Annotated in this window: 14 protein-coding genes and 1 tRNA gene; 12 read left to right on the top strand and 3 right to left on the bottom strand. The window is 51.6% G+C overall.

Annotation, left to right across the window (positions count from 1 at the left end):
- Positions 1 to 55 precede the first annotated feature (55 nt).
- The 9 genes from ACWKXX_RS08190 to ACWKXX_RS08150 all read left to right on the top strand — a co-directional run bounded on the left by ACWKXX_RS08190 (position 56) and on the right by ACWKXX_RS08150 (position 11,065).
- Complete coding sequence (locus ACWKXX_RS08190; RefSeq protein ID WP_045349387.1) at positions 56 to 1,798, top strand: IucA/IucC family protein; 1,743 nt, start codon at positions 56 to 58, stop codon at positions 1,796 to 1,798.
- Complete coding sequence (locus ACWKXX_RS08185) at positions 1,798 to 2,745, top strand: GNAT family N-acetyltransferase (protein WP_045349386.1); 948 nt, start codon at positions 1,798 to 1,800, stop codon at positions 2,743 to 2,745. The genes ACWKXX_RS08190 and ACWKXX_RS08185 overlap by 1 nt, the downstream gene beginning before the upstream one ends.
- Positions 2,742 to 4,484 (top strand): aerobactin synthase IucC, encoded by a 1,743-nt coding sequence (gene iucC / locus ACWKXX_RS08180; protein ID WP_284329613.1) that lies wholly within the window; start codon positions 2,742 to 2,744, stop codon positions 4,482 to 4,484. The genes ACWKXX_RS08185 and iucC overlap by 4 nt, the downstream gene beginning before the upstream one ends.
- The gene (locus ACWKXX_RS08175; RefSeq protein ID WP_261666160.1) at positions 4,481 to 5,806 is read left to right on the top strand and encodes a lysine N(6)-hydroxylase/L-ornithine N(5)-oxygenase family protein; all 1,326 of its coding nucleotides are present in this window, start codon (positions 4,481 to 4,483) and stop codon (positions 5,804 to 5,806) included. Before iucC ends, ACWKXX_RS08175 begins: the two co-directional genes overlap by 4 nt.
- Before the next feature lie 26 nt (positions 5,807 to 5,832).
- The gene (locus tag ACWKXX_RS08170; RefSeq protein ID WP_032654151.1) at positions 5,833 to 8,022 is read left to right on the top strand and encodes a TonB-dependent siderophore receptor; all 2,190 of its coding nucleotides are present in this window, start codon (positions 5,833 to 5,835) and stop codon (positions 8,020 to 8,022) included.
- 163 nt (positions 8,023 to 8,185) lie between these two features.
- Positions 8,186 to 8,261: transfer RNA gene (locus tag ACWKXX_RS08165), tRNA-Asn, on the top strand.
- Between the two features lie 329 nt (positions 8,262 to 8,590).
- Positions 8,591 to 8,917 carry a phage holin family protein gene (locus ACWKXX_RS08160; RefSeq protein WP_017693121.1) on the top strand — a complete coding sequence of 109 codons (327 nt, stop codon included), beginning with the start codon at positions 8,591 to 8,593 and terminating at the stop codon, positions 8,915 to 8,917.
- Entirely contained in the window at positions 8,904 to 9,293 is a 390-nt protein-coding gene (locus ACWKXX_RS08155) for a M15 family metallopeptidase (protein ID WP_017693120.1), read from the top strand. The genes ACWKXX_RS08160 and ACWKXX_RS08155 overlap by 14 nt, the downstream gene beginning before the upstream one ends.
- Positions 9,294 to 9,538: 245 nt before the next feature.
- Entirely contained in the window at positions 9,539 to 11,065 is a 1,527-nt protein-coding gene (locus ACWKXX_RS08150) for an aryl-sulfate sulfotransferase (protein ID WP_261666159.1), read from the top strand.
- A 105-nt stretch (positions 11,066 to 11,170) separates the two neighbouring features.
- On the opposite strand, the gene ACWKXX_RS08145 is transcribed toward ACWKXX_RS08150, so the two are convergent.
- The gene (locus tag ACWKXX_RS08145; protein WP_284329791.1) at positions 11,171 to 12,346 is read right to left on the bottom strand and encodes a cytoplasmic protein; all 1,176 of its coding nucleotides are present in this window, start codon (positions 12,344 to 12,346) and stop codon (positions 11,171 to 11,173) included.
- 132 nt (positions 12,347 to 12,478) lie between these two features.
- Here ACWKXX_RS08145 and ACWKXX_RS08140 point away from each other — a divergent pair, with 132 nt between their 5' ends.
- The 3 genes from ACWKXX_RS08140 (at position 12,479) to ACWKXX_RS08130 (ending at position 16,690) form a co-directional block, all read left to right on the top strand.
- Positions 12,479 to 14,032 carry a bifunctional metallophosphatase/5'-nucleotidase gene (locus ACWKXX_RS08140; protein WP_261666158.1) on the top strand — a complete coding sequence of 518 codons (1,554 nt, stop codon included), beginning with the start codon at positions 12,479 to 12,481 and terminating at the stop codon, positions 14,030 to 14,032.
- Positions 14,033 to 14,160: 128 nt separating this feature from the next.
- Positions 14,161 to 15,723 carry a bifunctional metallophosphatase/5'-nucleotidase gene (locus ACWKXX_RS08135; protein ID WP_180240593.1) on the top strand — a complete coding sequence of 521 codons (1,563 nt, stop codon included), beginning with the start codon at positions 14,161 to 14,163 and terminating at the stop codon, positions 15,721 to 15,723.
- A gap of 94 nt (positions 15,724 to 15,817) precedes the next feature.
- Positions 15,818 to 16,690 carry a nucleoside-specific channel-forming protein Tsx gene (locus ACWKXX_RS08130; protein WP_454540802.1) on the top strand — a complete coding sequence of 291 codons (873 nt, stop codon included), beginning with the start codon at positions 15,818 to 15,820 and terminating at the stop codon, positions 16,688 to 16,690.
- Between the two features lie 154 nt (positions 16,691 to 16,844).
- Here ACWKXX_RS08130 and cbl read toward each other — a convergent pair whose 3' ends face one another.
- Both cbl and nac read right to left on the bottom strand, forming a co-directional pair.
- Positions 16,845 to 17,795, bottom strand: coding sequence for an HTH-type transcriptional regulator Cbl (cbl, locus tag ACWKXX_RS08125; RefSeq protein ID WP_045142649.1), 951 nt, complete (start codon positions 17,793 to 17,795; stop codon positions 16,845 to 16,847).
- Between the two features lie 96 nt (positions 17,796 to 17,891).
- Positions 17,892 to 18,809: a nitrogen assimilation transcriptional regulator NAC gene (gene nac / locus ACWKXX_RS08120; protein ID WP_003859531.1), complete on the bottom strand. Its 918-nt coding sequence runs from the start codon at positions 18,807 to 18,809 to the stop codon at positions 17,892 to 17,894.
- Positions 18,810 to 19,058 lie beyond the last annotated feature (249 nt).

The following is a 19,058-nucleotide window of genomic DNA, read 5'->3' as shown; positions in this document are numbered from 1 at the left end:
AACAGAATGAATATCATAACGAGAATTATTATCAGTCATGGAATGAGGTACAACTATGCGTACTCTGCCCCGCTCCGCCGGTACAGATGTTGCGGCTCAGTGTTTTTTGAACGCGCTGCTGCGCGAAACGAAGGACTGGCATTATCTTCCCGCAACCCGTGCGGATGAGTTATCACAGATTCATATCCCGCTCTCCCCAACCCAGGCCATTCGGGTTCCGGTACGCTATTTCTCCCCCACGCAGCATCACCAGTATTGTTTTCCGGCAACGCTGATTCAGGCCGACAGCGACGGCGGTGACACGGTCACATTTCATCAACTGATTGATTTCATTCTTCAAAAAGAGACGGTAAAAGGCGATCTGGATGCTGATACGCTGGCTCGCTTTAAGCAGCGCGTCCTGGAAAGCCATACGCATACCTGGCAGGCCATTGATTTACGCCACAACTGGGCAAACCTGCGCGATAAGCCGCTGACCTTTGCCGAAGCGGAACAGGCGCTGCTGGTCGGCCATGCTTTTCATCCTGCCCCAAAGTCGCACGAGCCGTTTAACGAGGCCGAGGCGCGTCGCTATCTGCCGGATTTCGCCTCCCGCTTCCCGCTGCGCTGGTTTGCGGTTGAGCATGAGCTGATTACCGGCGACAGCCTGAATGTCTCCCTGCGGGAACGTCTGCTGCGCTTTGCAGCGCAGAGCGCGCCGGCCCTTCTCGGTCACTTCACCGACACCTGCTGGCTGCTGCCGATGCACCCGTGGCAGGCCGACTATCTGCTGGAGCAGGACTGGTGCCAGCGTCTGGTAGAAAAAGGCGCCCTGCGCGATCTGGGCGAAGCCGGTGCGCAATGGCTGCCCACCAGCTCTTCCCGCTCGCTGTACAGCGAAACCAACAGCGACATGATTAAGTTTTCCCTGAGCGTGCGGCTGACCAACTCCGTGCGCACGCTGTCGGTGAAAGAGGTTAAGCGCGGCATGCGCCTGGCGCGGCTGGCGAAAACGGCACGCTGGCAGGAACTTCAGGCGCGCTACCCGACCATGCGCGTGATGCAGGAGGACGGCTGGGCGGGGCTGTGCGATGAGCACGGCGTCGTTCAGGAAGAGAGCCTGATGGCCCTGCGCGTCAACCTGCTGTTCGATACCCCTGAAACGCAAACCAACGTGCTGGTGAGCCTGACCCAGGCCGCGCCGGACGGCGGCGACAGCCTGCTCGCCGCGGCGGTGCGTCGTCTGAGCCAGCGTCTGGATCTCCCGCTCGCCCAGGCCGCGCGCTGCTGGCTGGACGCTTACTGCGACCGGGTATTGCTTCCGCTGTTCAGCGCCGAGGCGGACTACGGTCTGGTCCTGCTGGCGCACCAACAAAATATCCTCGTTGAGATGCAGCAGGATTTCCCCGTTGGGCTGATCTACCGCGACTGCCAGGGCAGCGCCTGGACCGAAGGGGCCGACGCGTGGCTGAAAGAGGCAGGTGAAACCGAGGTGGAAAACCGCTTCGGTGAGAGCCAGCTGCTGCGCTACTTCCCTTATTACCTGCTGCTGAACTCTACCCTTGCCGTCACCGCCGCGCTCGCCGCCGCCGGCTTCGACAGCGAAGAGAACCTGATGTCCCGCGTGCGTGACGCGCTGGCCGAACTGCGCACCACGGCGAAGCAGACCCGCTGCCTCGATTACGTGCTCGACAGCCCGACCTGGAACTGCAAAGGCAACTTCTTCTGCTATCTGCACGATCGCAACGAAAACACCATCGTCGATCCGGCGGTGATCTATTTCGACTTTAGCAACCCGTTTTATAAGGAGAAGGCGTGATGGCAAACGCGAATATCGTCCATTCCGGCTACGGCTTTCGCTGCACGGTCACGGAACAAAACCTGCCGCTGACGCTGGGTCTCGACGGCAGCGCGGTGCTGGAGCGGCTGACCGGGCTCCCGGACGGCTGGCTGGTGGACGCCCTCGACCAGCTGTTTGTTGCCGCGCCCGCCCTGACCGGCATTACCCTGCCGTGGGCAGCCTGGCAGGATGAACCTCAGGCGCAGGCGCTGTTTAGCCTCGTTCACGGGGATTATCTGGCGCGTGAAATTTTCTGGCAGCTGCCGCTGTGGCTGAAAGGCGAACGTCCACAGGCGAGCGGCGGAATGCAGTTTGACGAAAGCCGTCAGCTGTACTTCCCGCTGCGCCCTCACCGCCCGCAGGGTGAGGTGTATCGCCGTTACGATCCGCAAATTAAACGCACCCTGAGCTTCCGCGTGGCCGATGTGGCCCAGGACGGCGAGCGTTTTACCCGCTGGATGAACAACCCGCGCGTAAATGCCTTCTGGGAGATGGCCGGTCCGCAGGCCGAGCAGGAGAACTTCCTGCGTCGCCAGCTCGACTCGACCTATTGTTACCCGGTGATCGGCTGCTTTGACGATCAGCCGTTCGGCTATTTTGAACTCTACTGGGCGGCAGAAGACCGCATTGGTCGCCACTACCGCTGGCAGCCCTTTGACCGCGGGCTGCACATGCTGGTGGGTGAAGAGAACTGGCGCGGGGCGCAATACATCCGCAGCTGGCTGCGCGGCCTGAGCCACTATCTGTATCTCGATGAACCGCGCACCACGCGCATTGTCGCCGAGCCGCGCTTCGACAACCAGCGTCTGTTCCGCCATCTGGCGTCCGCCGGTTTCGACACGGTGAAAGAGTTCGATTTCCCGCACAAACGCTCCCGTCTGATCATGAGCGAGCGTCATCACTTCTTCCACGAGGTGGAACTGTGAACGCACTCTGGCAGAAAGTGAACCGCGAGATGGTGGCGAAGATCCTCGCCGAACTGGAATATGAACGCACCCTGCGCGCCGAGCCGGTTTCGGCGGACAACTGGCGCATCAGTATGGGTAACGCGTGCTGGCAGTTTCGCGCCACGCGTGGGATCTGGGGCTGGCTGCACATTGACCCTGATACCCTGACCACCACCAGCGGCGCGACGGTTGAAGCGGAAAACGCGCTGCTGCAACTGGCCACCGTGCTGGAGATGAGCGACGCGCAAACGGCGGAGCACATGGAAGATCTCTACGCCACGCTGCGGGGTGACATGCAGCTGTTGCAGGCGCGTGAAACGCTGGATGCCGATGCGCTGATCCACCTCGACCCGGACGAACTACAGTGCCTGATGCGCGGTCACCCGAAGTTTATTTTCAACAAGGGACGCCGCGGCTGGGGGCTGGATGCCCTGCGCCTGTACGCGCCGGAATATCGCGGGCGTTTCCGCCTGCACTGGGTCGCCGTGCAGCGCGAGCGTCTGGTCTGGAGCAGCGACACCGATTGCGATATTAACGCCCTGCTCTCCAGCGCCATGGACGATGCCGAGCGCGAGCGGTTCGACGCCCGCTGGCAGGAGCTGGATCTGGACGACAGCTGGCTGCCGGTGCCGCTGCACCCGTGGCAGTGGCAGCAAAAAATTGCCATTCATTTCCTGGCGCAGCTCGCGCGCGGTGAGATGGTAGAGCTGGGTGAGTTCGGCGATGAGTATCTGGCGCAGCAGTCCCTGCGCACGCTGACCAACGCCAGCCGTCGCGCGCCGTATGACATCAAGCTGCCGCTGACTATCTACAACACCTCCTGCTATCGCGGTATTCCGGGCAAGTATATCGCCGCCGGTCCGCTGGCCTCGCGCTGGCTACAGCAGCAGTTCGCCAGCGATGCCACGCTGATTCACTCCGGGGCGCAGGTGCTTGGCGAACCCGCAGCCGGATATCTGTCGCATCCGGGTTATGCCGCATTGCCTGAGGCGCCGTACCGCTATCAGGAGATGCTGGGGGTGATCTGGCGCGAGAACCCATCCTGCTATTTACAGGATGGCGAACAGGCGGTGCTGATGGCGGCGCTGATGGAAACCGATAACCAGGGGCGCCCGCTGATTGACGCGTGGATCAAACGCTCGGGGTTAACCGCTGACGCATGGCTGGAAAAGCTGTTTGAGGCGACGGTGATCCCCTTCTATCACCTGCTCTGTCGCTACGGGGTGGCGCTCATCGCCCACGGCCAGAACGTCACGCTGGTGATGAAAGATTACGTTCCGCAGCGCATTTTGCTGAAGGATTTCCAGGGCGACATGCGCCTGGTGGATGAAGATTTCCCGCAGGCGCAGAGCCTGCCGGAGCAGGTAAAAGCGGTGACGGCGCGCCTCAGCGCGGATTACATCATCCACGACCTGCAAACCGGCAACTTTGTCACGGTACTGCGCTTTATATCCCCCCTCACCCTGCAATGCGGCGTGAGCGAAACCCGCTTCTATCAGATCCTAGCGCTGGTGTTACGTCGCTATATGGCCGCCCATCCGGATCTTACGGCGCGCTTCGCGAAGTTCGACCTGTTTAAGCCGCAGATTATTCGCGTGATCCTCAACCCGGTCAAACTGACCTTCTCTGAACACGACGGCGGCAGCCGCATGCTGCCGAACTACGTCTGCGATCTTGATAACCCTCTTTTTCTGGTCTCCCAGGAGTCAGCGCAATGAAAACCTATGATTTCATCGGCATTGGTATCGGTCCGTTCAACCTCAGTATTGCCGCGCTGGCAGAGGGGCTGGACGGTTTTAGCTCGCTGTTTCTTGAACGCAAGCCGCACTTCTCCTGGCACCCGGGGATGATGGTGCCGGACTGCCATATGCAGACCAGCTTCCTGAAGGATCTGGTCAGCGCCGTGGAGCCTACCAAACGCCACAGCTTTCTGAACTATCTGGTACAGCGCAAAAAGTTCTACCGTTTCCTCACCACCGAGCAGCGCACCGTGTCGCGCGAGGAGTTTGCCGACTACCTGTGCTGGGCGGCGGATAACCTCACTAACCTGGCCTTCAGCCAGCAGGTACAGCAGGTCAGCTTTGATGAGCAAAACGGCCTGTTTGAGGTCGTGACCCAGCGGGATCGCTTCCTGGCGCGCCACGTCTGCGTGGGGATTGGGAAGCAGATCAATCTCCCAGACTGCGTCACCGCGCAGGACGACACCTGCTTCCACGCCAGCGAAATGATGCTGCGCACGCCGGATTTAGCGGGCAAGCGCGTCACCGTCGTCGGCGGCGGCCAGAGCGGTGCGGATCTGTTTTTAAATATCTTCCGTGGGGAATGGGGGCAGCCGCTGAGCCTCAACTGGGTGTCGCGCCGCAACAACTACAACGCGCTGGATGAAGCCGCGTTTGCTAACGAATATTTCACGCCGGAGTACGTGGACAGCTTCTCGACCCTTGGTGACGACGCCCGACGTCAGATGTTGCAGGAGCAGAAGATGACCTCCGACGGGATCACCACGGAGTCGCTGCTGGCCATCTATCGCGCCATGTATCACCGCTTCGAAGTGCTGCGCGAAAAACCCTGGGCGCATCTGATGCCGTCCCGCTCGGTGACGGCGCTGACGCGCCAGGAAACCGGACATCGCCTCAGCATCCAGCATCACCTGGACGGCGGGCGCGAACAGCTGGAGAGCGACGTGGTGATTTTCGCCACCGGCTACCGCGCCGTGCAGCCCGCGTTTCTCGCCCCGCTCTCTTCCCGACTGCGTCTGGATGAGGATGAAGCCTTCTGCATCAACAACGATTTCACCCTTGAATGGGACGGCCCGCAGAGCAACCGCCTGTTTGCCGTCAATGCCGGGATGCACCGTCTCGGTATTGCCGAACCCCAGCTCAGCCTGATGGCCTGGCGCGCGGCGCGAATTTTGAATCGCGCTCACGATGACGAGCCGTTTGAGCTGGCAACCACCCCCGGCGTGATCCACTGGCGGAGCACCACCAGCCCGGAGAGCAGCCAGGTTTTTAAATCATTAATGAAGACCACCGAGTACTGACACACACATTCAGGATCAACATAACAATGAAACGTTCTCATCTTTGGGTTTTAAATCCGTGCTTGCTTGCCATGCTTTCTACCTCTGCGTGGGCGGAAGAACAAAAGGAAGAAGATATTGTGGTCTCCGCCAGCAGGGCACATCGCAGCGTGGCAGAGATGGCGCAAACCACCTGGGTTATTGAGCGGGCGGAAATTGAGCAGCAGGTTCAGGGCGGGAAAGAGATTAAAGACGTGCTGGCCCAGCTGATCCCCGGCATGGACGTCAGCAGCCAGGGACGTACCAACTACGGCATGAACCTGCGCGGTCGCTCCATGATGGTGATGGTGGACGGCGTACGTCTGAACTCTTCCCGCAGCGACAGCCGCCAGCTCGACTCTATCGATCCGTTCAACATTGACCGTATCGAAGTCATTTCCGGCGCCACCTCGCTGTACGGCGGCGGCAGTACCGGCGGTCTGGTGAACATCGTCACCAAAAAAGGCCAGCCGGAGACCGAAGTGGAGTTCCAGACCGGGGCAAAAAGCGGGTTTAACAGCCATAACGACCATGATGAGAACGTCTCCGCAGCCGTGAGCGGCGGCAATGACAACGCCTCTGGCCGTCTGTCGGTCTCCTATCAGCGCTACGGCGGCTGGTATGACGGCAACGGCGACGAGGTGATTATCGATAACACCCAGACCGGCTTGCAGTATTCCGACCGTATCGACGTGATGGGGACAGGCACCATCAACATCGACGATCATCAGCAGCTCCAGTTAACCACGCAGTACTACAAGAGCGAATCCGACGGCAAGCACGGCCTGTTCCTTGGGGAGAATTTCGCTGCGGTCACGGGCGATGCCAAAGCCTATAATAAAGATAACCTGAACTCTGACCGTATCCCGGGCACAGAGCGTCACCTGATCAACCTGCAATACTCGAACACCGATTTCTGGGGTCAGGATCTGGTTGCGCAGATTTACTACCGTGACGAGAGCCTGACCTACTACCCGTTCCCGACGCTGAGCAAAGGCGCGGTGACCAGCATTGGCGCTTCCCAGCAGAAAACCGATTTTTACGGCGGCAAGCTGACGCTAAACAGCAAGCCGATGGACGACCTGACCCTCACCTGGGGTGTGGATGCCGACCACGAAACGTTCGATGCCAACCAGCAGTTCTTTGACTTGAGCAAAGCGGCGGCGAGCGGCGGCATGGAGCTGGACAATGCCTACAACGTGGGCCGTTATCCGGGTTACAGCATTACCAACCTCGCGCCGTTCCTGCAAGCCAGCTATGACATTGACGCCATCACCCTGAGCGGCGGCGTGCGTTACCAGTACACCGAAAACAAGGTGGACGATTTTGTCGGCTACGCCCAGCAGCAGGCAATCGCCACGGGCAAAGCGACCTCCGCTGACGCGGTGCCGGGCGGGAAAACCGACTACAACAACTTCCTGTTTAACGCCGGGATCCTTGGACGTCTGACCGAACAGCAGCAGCTGTGGTTTAACTTCTCCCAGGGCTTCGAGATCCCGGACCTGGCGAAGTACTACGGCTCCGGCACCTATCAGCTGGTCGATGGTCACTATCGCCTGCAAAACAGCGTCAACGTGAACGACTCAACGCTGGACGGTATTAAGGTCAATGCTTACGAGCTGGGCTGGCGCTTCACCGGCGATAACCTGCGTACCCAGGTGGCGGCGTACTACTCGCTCTCGGATAAAACCATCACCATCAACAAGAGCGACATGACCATCAACCTGGAGGACGATAAACGTCGTATCTATGGGGTTGAAGGCCAGGTGGACTATTTCTTCACCGACAGCGACTGGAGCACCGGGGCGAACTTTAACGCCATCAAGTCCGAAACGCGTGAAAACGGGAAATGGGAGAAGCTGACGGTCGACAGCGCCAGCCCGTCTAAAGCCAGCGCATGGGTTAACTGGGCGCCGGGCGACTGGGCCCTGCGCGTGCAGAGCACACAAACCTTCGACGTGTCTGACGCCGACGGTAAGAAGATTGATGGCTATAATACCGTTGATTTCCTGGGCAGCTACGCCCTGCCGGTGGGCAAAGTCAGCTTCAGCGTGGAAAACCTGCTGGACAAAGACTACACCACCGCCTGGGGCCAGCGCGCACCGGGGCTGTATAGCCCAACCTATGGCTCACCGGGTCTTTATACTTATAAAGGCCGTGGACGTACGTTTGGCCTGAACTACTCCGTTCTGTTCTGATCCTGCGCGCCGCCTGCGGGCGGCGCGATTTGCTGTGCAATTTGAAAGCAAATTTGCTATTAAATCATCGGTTTGCTGAAATTCTCGGCAAACGAACAAAAACGGTGTTTTCCCCTTTGACAAGGCGTACGCAGGTCGATAATATGCGCCTCGTTCACACGATTCCTCTGTAGTTCAGTCGGTAGAACGGCGGACTGTTAATCCGTATGTCACTGGTTCGAGTCCAGTCAGAGGAGCCAAATTTGAAAAGCCTGCTTTTAGAGCAGGCTTTTTGCTTTTCAGCGCATGAGAAATGCAGGACGGCGCCCGTTGCCGTTTTAGTGTTTACCCCCACCTCCTCACCTGTCCCTGTTATATATTCCACTAATAAATAGAATCATTAATATTAATAACACATAACTATCATTCATCAAATATCGATCGGCAAAAACTATTAATTACATTCCGTGTGATATTCATCACAAAACGGGATTGCTCAACGTTTATTATTTATCGCATAGCAAAAGCAAATCGTTAGACCAGGAAAAATAATCTCATCAAGAGCTAAAGTTTTTTACTTATATACCCTATGGAGGTAATTGCTTTGCCATGGAAAGACCCATCATCAAATGCATTTTTTAGCTGGCTTTACATAATATTATTTGGCGCGTGGGGAGGACTTGTCAGATATCTCCTTGACGTTAAGTCAGGCCAGTCGGGAAGAAGTTTATTTTCTGCGTTAGCACAAATTATTGTATCAGGATTTACCGGTGTACTTGCTGGGTTGATGTCACAAAGCCTTGGTTCAGTATTTCATACTTCGCTTGCAGTCAGCGGTATATCAGGTGCAATGGGTGTTGTTGCTCTTAATTATTACTGGAAGAAAATCTCTGGAGATAGTAATGATAAATCATGAATTTAGTAGAAAGACTGAAAAGAACCTTAAAGGAGTACATAAAGATCTTTCGGAGGTGATGAGAAAAGCATTGAAATTATCGCCTGTTGACTTCGGTATTTCTGAAGGGGTAAGAAACCAAAAACGACAGCTTGAGCTATTAGCATTAGGAAAATCCTTAACGTCTAAAAGCAGGCATTTAACGGGGCACGCCGTCGATGTATTTGCGGTCATCAACGGTACCGTTTCATGGGATTTTAAACATTATCAGACAATTGCAACGGCTGTTTTTCAGGCCGCTAAGGAGCTATCTGTTGATGTTGAGTGGGGTGGCAACTGGACGGAAATAAAGGATGGCGTTCATTTTCAGCTATCACGAAAGATGTATCCTGAATAGAACCTAACACATTTGATATGTATATTTCCGCAGAGAATACAGCGCATCGTTATTTTCCGGATGATTAACCATGTTCTTTTTACATAAATTTTATAATAGGAGAATGAGAATACAAAATCGCTTTTAATTATCAAAGCTCAAAATTATCCGTCAGGCGTTTATTTACTCGTTATTTATACAGGCGATGCTTAATTGCGCTGAAAAAAACCATATATCTTATTGAATGAAATAAAAGGAATACCATCATGACAATTACTTATATTAAAACTGAACTTGCACCAGCCGACAACCAGCTCGCTGCATACCTTTATTTTACCTCAGATACCCCGGTAAGTTATTCTTACACTGTTACAAAAAGGACGACCAGTCCAACCAGCGTAGATTTTACCTATACATCGGATCTCATTTATGGTGTTACTCAAACCATTAAAATCCCTGTTATTGGTCTTTATGCGCAATATGCAAACAGTGTGCAGGTCGTATTTAAGGATGACACGGGTACTGAAGTTTTCAATCAGCCATTTATCATCAGTACAGAAGATCAGGAATATGATACATCTGTCATCTTCTACCTCGATATTGAGCAAACCGATCCTGCACTATTTACCTCTGTATGGGGAAACAGTTGGTTAATGGAATCCACTGGCCGAGGTTATGACCAAAATGGTGACCTGCGTTTTAACTTCTTATCGGTTTATCATCTCCAGCCGCTGCGGATCCACAATGGCTACCTCTATACCGGCAGCGACGAAGATATGGCGTGGTACGGCCGTCGCTTTTTCAAAATTGATATCATGGGCAATGTCGTCCTTGAATTCGACATGCGTGATGCTGATGGCAATCACTATGCAAATACTCATGATGTAGTCTGGGACTCCGCGGGCGACATTTATATGTTTGGCACCGATAGCCCTAACCGACTAACCAACACGATGGCGCAAGATGCGCTGGTTCTGAAATTTAACGATCAGACAGGGAAAATGATTTGGGCGAAAAACTATACCAGCGAATATAGTGGTTCTCAAATTCTGAATAACAATACGCCTAATGATGTCCATTTTAACTCTCTTACATGGATTGCAAGCAGCCCAAATAACGAAGAAGCCATTATTGTCCATTCTCGCACAACGAGTACAACTTTTGGTATCTCTATCGTTGATGGCAGTATCTTGTGGGCAATCGACACAGGTAATTTCAACCCTCAGTTCCCGGCAAAACAAGCGACTATTCATATTGATAATTCGGGTATTACTCATTTTGAAAATGGTGCCCATACGGTGTGCATTACGAATAATAGTGCTTTTTCTGCCAGTATCGATCCTACCGCAGGAAAATTTGTCTTATCAGTGTTCGATAACCGATCTTGCGTAGATGAAAATGGCAACCCCGTTATTCGTCCGATAAATGACGCAGCGACGTCGGACCCCTATCAAACAGATCCAGCCCGCATTCTGTTCTATGCGGTCGACTTAGCAGCAGGCACCGCTGTTGAGATTCATGCGCCTGTTGAACTCCCAACGACGCCTATCCTCCAATGGACCGACTTTATGGGAGGCGTGTTTGATCATGGTGATTATTTCACTATTTTTACCTGCCATGCGCGCTCATTCTTTATCAGTGACGTAGACGGTAATATGGTTGCCTCTATCTATGATGTGATTTCTTTATCTGATGGCGCTCCTCAATACCCTGGGGAGGCCTACCGTGCAAGATTATTTAATGAAACGGAGCTTACTGACGTCATCACTGCGGCATCTATTTATGCAAATTAATCAAATGATGTAACAATCTGGAACAGATGCAATTGATCACTGCATATGTTAATAGGGGGTCATGTCGAGCCATGACCCCTTGATGCTATATACGAAGCGCACAGGTCATGACTTCATCGCCGAAAAGATTGAGCCATTATTCATACCTGAAGGCGCTAATGTAAATTTATCGTTATAGTCTTGCGCCAGGGAAAGTAGTATTTGCGTCACCCGCCCTGCGGATAGTTGCGCGCTGCGACTAAAATGCGTTTGTTTATATAGCCAGTTGATAAAGCACCTGCTGGCCGTTAAAGAGAGCCTTTTAGCGTTACTGCTATCCCCCCCTGTTAATGGGCAAACCATCTTACGGTTTCTTCCCTGCTCCCAAAGCTGCCACTGACTTTGCCACCAGCCATGCTGTGACGTTCTCTGAAAATTCCAGGGTATATCACTATCATTATCGTTGATTTCTTCTTCTATAAACCACATTTCACCTTGCCCCAGGCGAAACAAATTTGCCCAGGCGGTAATGACTGCTCCCCGAAGAAAGCATTCGTGTGAAATAACATGCATCTTTACCTCAGGAAAGAGGAGATTCAGTATTCGAAAATGCCCGTGAGCCGCTATCACCGGGCGCACAATCGAACCTCTGGCGTTACATTTCAGAGCCGCGCTTCCATACTGTATTTCATCGAACTGGCTCCGACGCAGAAATTGTGTCTCTCGCATATCAACGCGTTTTACAATATCAGCGTGATGCAAATCAGGCTCGATATTTCCCTTCCAGTGATAACGTAATGTTTCCCCACTTTGATGCTCAGTAAAATTAGTGGAGAGATGAATAATATTACCGCGAATGGCATCAAAACTGATCAGGACATACAATTTCTGTTCTGCAATTCTCCCCTGGAACGGTACAACCAGTGACACAGTTTCAACACGTTCTGGATACACTATTTTTCTTTGCTTTTGCTGTTTGGGTGTCCAGACTTTTTTGCAGGCGCGGCACTGAACGCGCTGTGTCCCCCGTGGGTTATAACCATAACAAATAGTTTTCGGGCAATAACATTCAGGGCAAAAATAACCGTTTTCTAAGGCATAGGCGCTTAAGCAAGAAAAAAGCCATTCATTAAATTGTTGTTCATTAAACAGAGGGGGATAACTCCCACATGCCCGGCAGTGCAATGCTGGATATCCCAGCCTGTAGTCTGGCCAACTGTAATCTTCAGATGCTGAGACTGGCAGCCCTAAATTACGGCAACCAAACGATTTACAGGTATTAATCGTAAACAGAATCAATATTAATCACCAACGATTTGAATGGGTCGGTGATTTTGCCGCATAACTCTTGCATAAGTGTGTGAGCAGGTTCGCATAAAAAATCCTTTCAGAACGTAAAGTAGCGAATCTTTATATGACTGAAAGGAACGACTTATGAAGATAAAGTTAATCGCTGCGGGTATTCTGACGACGCTACCATTTTGGGCCTGCGCTAAGGATGTCACCATCCTTTATACCAATGATCTCCATGCTCATGTAGAACCTTATAAAGTGCCATGGATTGCTGACGGCAAACGGGATATTGGTGGCTGGGCGAATATCACTACTCTGGTAAAAGAGGAAAAATCAAAAAGTAAAGCGACATGGTTTTTTGATGCAGGTGACTATTTCACTGGCCCTTATATTAGTAGCTTAACGAAGGGAAAAGCAATTATTGATATTATGAATACCATGTCGTTTGATGTTGTAACGATAGGTAATCATGAATTTGATCATGGCTGGGATAATACATTATTACAGCTAAGCCAGGCGAAATTCCCTGTCGTACAGGGCAACATATTCTATGAGAACAGCAGCAAATTATTCTGGGATAAACCTTATACCATCATCGAAAAAGATGGCGTGAAAATTGGCGTCATTGGTTTGCACGGCGTGTTTGCCTTCAATGATACCGTCTCCGCGGCAACGCGCGTAGGCATTGAAGCGCGGGATGAAATTAAGTGGTTACAGCGCTATCTGGATGAACTGAAAGGCAAAGTCGACCTGACCGTATTGCTGGTCCATGAAGGTACACCGGCGCGTCAGTCCAGTATGGGAGGGACCGACGTACGACGTGCACTGGATAAAGATATTCAAACTGCAAGCCAGGTGAAAGGTCTGGATATTCTGATTACGGGACATGCGCATGTCGGTACGCCGGAACCGATTAAAGTTGGCAATACGCTGATCCTCTCGACCGACAGCGGCGGCATTGATGTGGGGAAACTGGTACTGGACTACACGAAGCCGCATCAGTTTACGATGAAAAATTTTGAGCTTAAAACCATTTACGCCGATGAGTGGAAGCCCGATCCGCAAACGAAACAGGTTATAGACGGCTGGAATAAGAAACTGGATAAAGTAGTTCAACAAACGGTGGCGCAGTCGCCGGTTGAGTTGACGCGCGCGTATGGTGAATCAGCCCCGCTGGGTAATCTGGCTGCGGACGCTCTACTGGTGGCTGCGGGTAAAAATACTCAGCTAGCCTTGACCAACTCGGGCGGCATTCGCAATGAGATCCCGTCGGGCGCGATTACGATGGGTGACGTCATCAGTACGTTCCCCTTCCCTAACGAGCTGGCCACAATGGATCTTACGGGTAAACAATTACGCACGTTGATGGAACATGCCGCAAGTTTAAGTAATGGCGTCTTGCAGGTTTCAAAAGGCCTGGAGGTGAAGTATGACAGCAGTAAACCAATCGGTCAGCGGGTCGTCGTATTTACCCTTAATGGCAAGCCGATTGAGGATGCGACAGTCTACCACATTGCCACTCAGAGCTTCCTTGCTGACGGCGGCGATGGTTTTACCACCTTTACCGAGGGTAAAGCGCGTAATACAACAGGCGGTTACTACGTTTCTAATGCCGTGATCGATTACTTCAAAGCGGGTAACACTATTACGGATGAGCAGCTCAACGGCATGCGCGTTGCTGATGTGAAAAAGTAAAGGTTATTACCATACAGGCTTTTGGCGCCGCATTGGTGCTGAATGCATTGAAATAAAATAAACGTTTAAGGGTTCATACCTCTACATGGACCCTTTTCAAGCTATTGTTTTTTTCAAGGGAATTGATTATGAAGAAAAATATAAAGCTGAGCCTGATTACGTTATGTTGGTTCGCAACGTTAACCGCCTCAGTTCATGCAAAAGATGTAACAATTTACTATACCAACGATCTACATGCTCATGTCTCTCCTGGGAAACTACCCACCGTTGACAAAGAACGTTTGGTAGGAGGTTTTGCGAATATAGCGACCATCGTCAATGATGCTAAGAAAATAAGTAAAGATGTTTTTTTCTTTGATGCAGGTGATTACTTTACCGGGCCCTATATAAGTACCCTGACCAAAGGCGAAGCCATTATTGATATCATGAACACCATGCCCTTTGATGCTGTGTCAGTGGGAAACCACGAATTTGACTATGGCGTTGATAACATGGTTAAGCAGTTATCAAGAGCACACTTCCCCATTTTGTTAGGTAATGTTTTTTATACCAACAGTGAAAAGCCCGTCTGGAATACCCCCTGGACGATTGTCGAAAAAGATGGCATCAAAATTGGCGTAATCGGGGTACATCAGAAATTTGCATTTTATGACACGATTGCGGCCAAGGCTTACGCTGGTTCAGAGGCGCGTGATGAAGAGCCTTATATTCAAAAAGGGCTTGATGCCTTAAAAGGTAAAGTAGATATCATCGTGCTGCTTATTCATGAAGGTACGCCAGCGCGCCAGTCAAGCTATGGAAACAAAGACGTAGCCAGAATGCTACAAGCTGATATCGATACCGCGAAGAAATTTAAGGGTATTGATGTATTAATCACAGGCCATGCCCATGTAGGGACGCCAGAACCGATTAAAGTTAATGACACTCTCATTGTTTCAACGGATGCCTATGGTACTGACATTGGTAAATTAGTATTGGATTTTAACCCTCAGACGATGAAAATTGAGAGTTACAAAGGTGAATTAATCACTGTATTTGCTGATGAATATAAACCTGATCCAAAAGTACAGCTTAAAATTGATGAGTGGAATGCCAGGCTGAAAAAAATCACTGGCCAGGTTATTGGTTCGACAACGGCGCACTTTACGCGTTCATATGGGGAATCATCACCCGTCGGTAATTTGATAATTGATGCCATGATGGCAAAAGTGCCGGATGCCGTCGTTGGATTACAAAACAGCGGAGGGATACGTGCTGATTTCCCACAGGGAAATTTAACCTACGGCGATGTTATTACCACCTTCCCGTTTAATAATGACCTGGTTGAAATGGATCTTACCGGAAAAGATCTTACCGATTTAATGATCCATGCGACTAATCTCACCAATGGTATTTTGCAAGTATCAAAAAGCGTTCATGTTGTCTATGACAGTACAAAACCGCTGGGCAAACGTCTCATTAAATTCACTGTCAATAATCAACCCATAGATCCGACCAGGATATATCGGGTTGCTACACACTCATTTTGTGCGACAGGTGGCGATGGATTTGAAGCATTTTTAAAAGGGAAAAATATTAAAACTATTAACAGCACTACCTCTGCCGATTCAATTATTGATTATGTGAAGGCGCATAGCCCAGTTAAACCCGATCATGAAATGAGGGTGACTGATGTAAGCGCAGCAAAATGAATTAAACAAGAAGTGATTAAATACTGACATGTATTTTAAATACCACTCGCTTTTCAACATACTCCCATTAAAGGAAATACACGCATGAAAAAAAATGAAATATCTTTTACCAGGCGCATTGATAATGCTCCCCATGATTGCGTTTGCGGACTCTGGTAATAATGAATATCTATCAGACTGGTGGCATCAAAGCATTAACATAGTCGGCAGCAACTCTACTCGCTTTGGGCCACAAAAAAGGTCGGATCTCTATCCAGAATACCGTGCGTGGGCCCATGTGGATTGGTTTGATTTTTACGGCTATGCGGATTTGCCTAAATTTTTTGGTTTGGGAAATGACAACGATATTGGTATTTGGGACAATGGCTCGCCATTCTTTACAGAAATAGAGCCACGTTTTAGCATCGACAAATTAACGGGACTTGATTTGAGCGTTGGTCCATTTAAAGAATGGTATTTTGCTCACAACTATATTTATGATGCGGGTACTAACGAAGGACAGCGTCAAAGTACCTGGTATATGGGAATTGGGACGGATATTGATACGGGATTACCGATGACTTTATCTGCAAACATCTACGCTAAATACCAGGGGAATAATTATAACGCCGCCAACGAAAACGAATGGGATGGATATCGCTTTAAATTAAAATATGCTATTCCTTTAACTACACTGTTTGGCGGCAAGCTAAATTACATCGGTTTCACCAATTTTGATTTTGGCTCAGACTTAAAAGACGAATCAGGTGGCGAGCAATCCTTTTACTCCCGTACTAATGACTCAATAGTTTCTACCCATATCCTCAGCTTAGTTTACTCTCACTGGAGCTATGGCGCCACCCTTCGTTATTTCTATCATGGTGGGCAATTTGAAGAAGGCAGTAAAGCATATAATAGCAAAGGGCAGATTACCCGTATAGACTCTACGGGGTGGGCCTACTATTTAACTGCCGGATACACTTTTTAAATATGTCTAAAAGAAATTAGCCATTAAGGAATAAAATAATAATGCCATTCATTTATGGATGGCATTATTTTATTTAACTCGGTACACGCATCACCCAGGAAGACTTAGAGCCACTCTTACCGTTCCCGGCAGACAATGCGCCGCCGGGCAAAAACTAAATCTGATAATCAATCGCCACCTCTTCCGGCTCCATCACCTGGCGTTTGATCTCATCTACGGAGAGCCCCGCATTGCACAGCTCGATAAAACGCCACACATAGTTACGCTGAAGCTGCCCGCGCTTCAGCCCGAGCCAGACGGTGTTCGCATCGAACAGATGACGTGTATCCAGACGCACCAGATTACCGTCCTCATATTCTCCGCCAGACTGCTCGGCCACCAGGCCAATCCCCAGCCCTAACTCGACGTAGGTTTTGATCACGTCGGAATCCTGCGCGCTCAGCACCACGTCCGGCGTGAGCCCTTTACGCTTGAACGCTTCATCTATGCGCGAACGCCCGGTAATGCCCTGCCGGTAGGTGATAAGCGGCCATTTGACGATCTCTTCCAGCGTCAACGGTGAAACCTGGTTCAGCGGGTGTTCGGCGGGTAATAACAGGCTGTGGTGCCAGCGGAACCACGGGAACGCCACCAGCAGCGGGTCATTGCTCAGCCGTTCACTGGCGATACCGATATCGGCCCCACCGTTATGCAGCAGCACTTCAATTTCCTGCGGCGTGCCCTGGATCAGTTCGAGACGTACGTCCGGGAAGATCTCACGAAATGCTTTGATAACCGTCGGAAGGCTGTAACGCGCCTGTGTATGGGTGGTGGCGATAGTCAGCACACCCGAAGCGTCGTTGGTAAAGAGATCCGCCAGCCGACGAACGTTGCTGGCCTCGTTGAGAATGCGCTCAGCGATGGTCAGCAATGCCTTGCCTGGCTCGGTCATACCCAGCAGGCGCTTGCCGCGACGGATAAAAATCTCAATGCCTAACTCCTCCTCCAGCTCGCGGATATGTCGGCTGACGCCCGACTGAGAGGTGTAAAGCATATTGGCGACTTCGGTCAGGTTGTAATCCCGCCTGGCCGCCTCACGAATAATTTTAAGTTGCTGGAAATTCACAATTCACTCCGGCGCATCTGACATAAGGCTATTGTTAGAGTCAGGCGGGCTGGAGAACAAATAATAAAAACCAGCATCTTATGCTTATTTGGAATATCAGCTGACGAGTTGCAGCTCGCGATTTTCCAGCGACGGCTTACTGACCAGAGACATCAGGATCTCTTTCACCGCCTGCGCCTGCGGTGACAGGGAGCCGCGCGCGGACATATTCAACGACAGCGGTAAGCTCATGGATGGCGTGGTGATGCGGGCCATCCAGCCGTTCGCCGCGCTGCACAGTGAACGTGCGGCAGACTCGGGCAGAACCGTTACCCCCATGCCGCTGGCAATGGCGGCAGTCAGCGTGGAGATGGAATCAATCTCGCCGATAATTTTGGCCGTCAGACGGCGCAGCGAGAACGCTTCGTCAACGCGCACGCGCACGGCACTGTAGTCGCGCGGCAGGAACAGGTTCATCTCTGCCACAGCGGTTAAATCAATGCTCTGGCCGGGGCAATCACGGGTACCGACCAGGTAAAGATCTTCCTTCAGCAGCGGCTGGCTGGTGATCCCGGCAACCGGGGAGCGATCGTACAGCACCGCCATATCCAGCTGACCGTTGAGCAGTTTGTCATTGAGCACGGAACCACTGTTCTCATGCAGATAAACCAGCACTTCCGGTAGCTCCGCGCGCACCGCCTGAAGCAGCGGCATGGTGACAGACGATGCGGCCGTTCCCGGCGCCAGGCCAATGGAGACATGACCGCTCAGGGTCTGACCCACATTGTGCACGGCCAGCTGCGCCTGTTCACACTGACGCAGGATCGTGCGGGCATGGGTATATAAAATTTTTCCCGCTTCGGTAGGCGTTACGCCGCGCTTGGTGCGGATCAACAGTTGCTGGTCCATTTCGCCTTCCAGAGTCGCGACCTGCTGGCTCAGCGCAGGCTGCGCGATATGCAGCACTTCAGCCGCCTGGGTCAGGCTGCCGATATCGACGATTTTTACGAAGTATTTCAGTCGTCTTAAGTTCATGTTGCCCCCTGTTCGAAAATAGCGTGCCGGTAACGGCTGTGTTGTTAAACAGGTTTTGCAATATGGATGCCAGTTTTTAGCAGCGGGTGTATGTCGCTGCTAAGCGGCTGAAAATAAGGAAAGCCAATCACTGGTGCCTGTTTTGAGATGGGGACAACGGTTTCCGATCTGCCCCATTCGGGGTATATCTGCACAATAATGGTGCATTCCGTTGGCAAAAACATCACTTTGCTGGTTTTGTCAGCAAAC

It is taken from the genome of Enterobacter sp. UPMP2061 (genome assembly GCF_053709615.1).
Note: the sequence above shows the minus strand (reverse complement) of the source record. Positions and strands in the feature narration are given on the sequence as shown.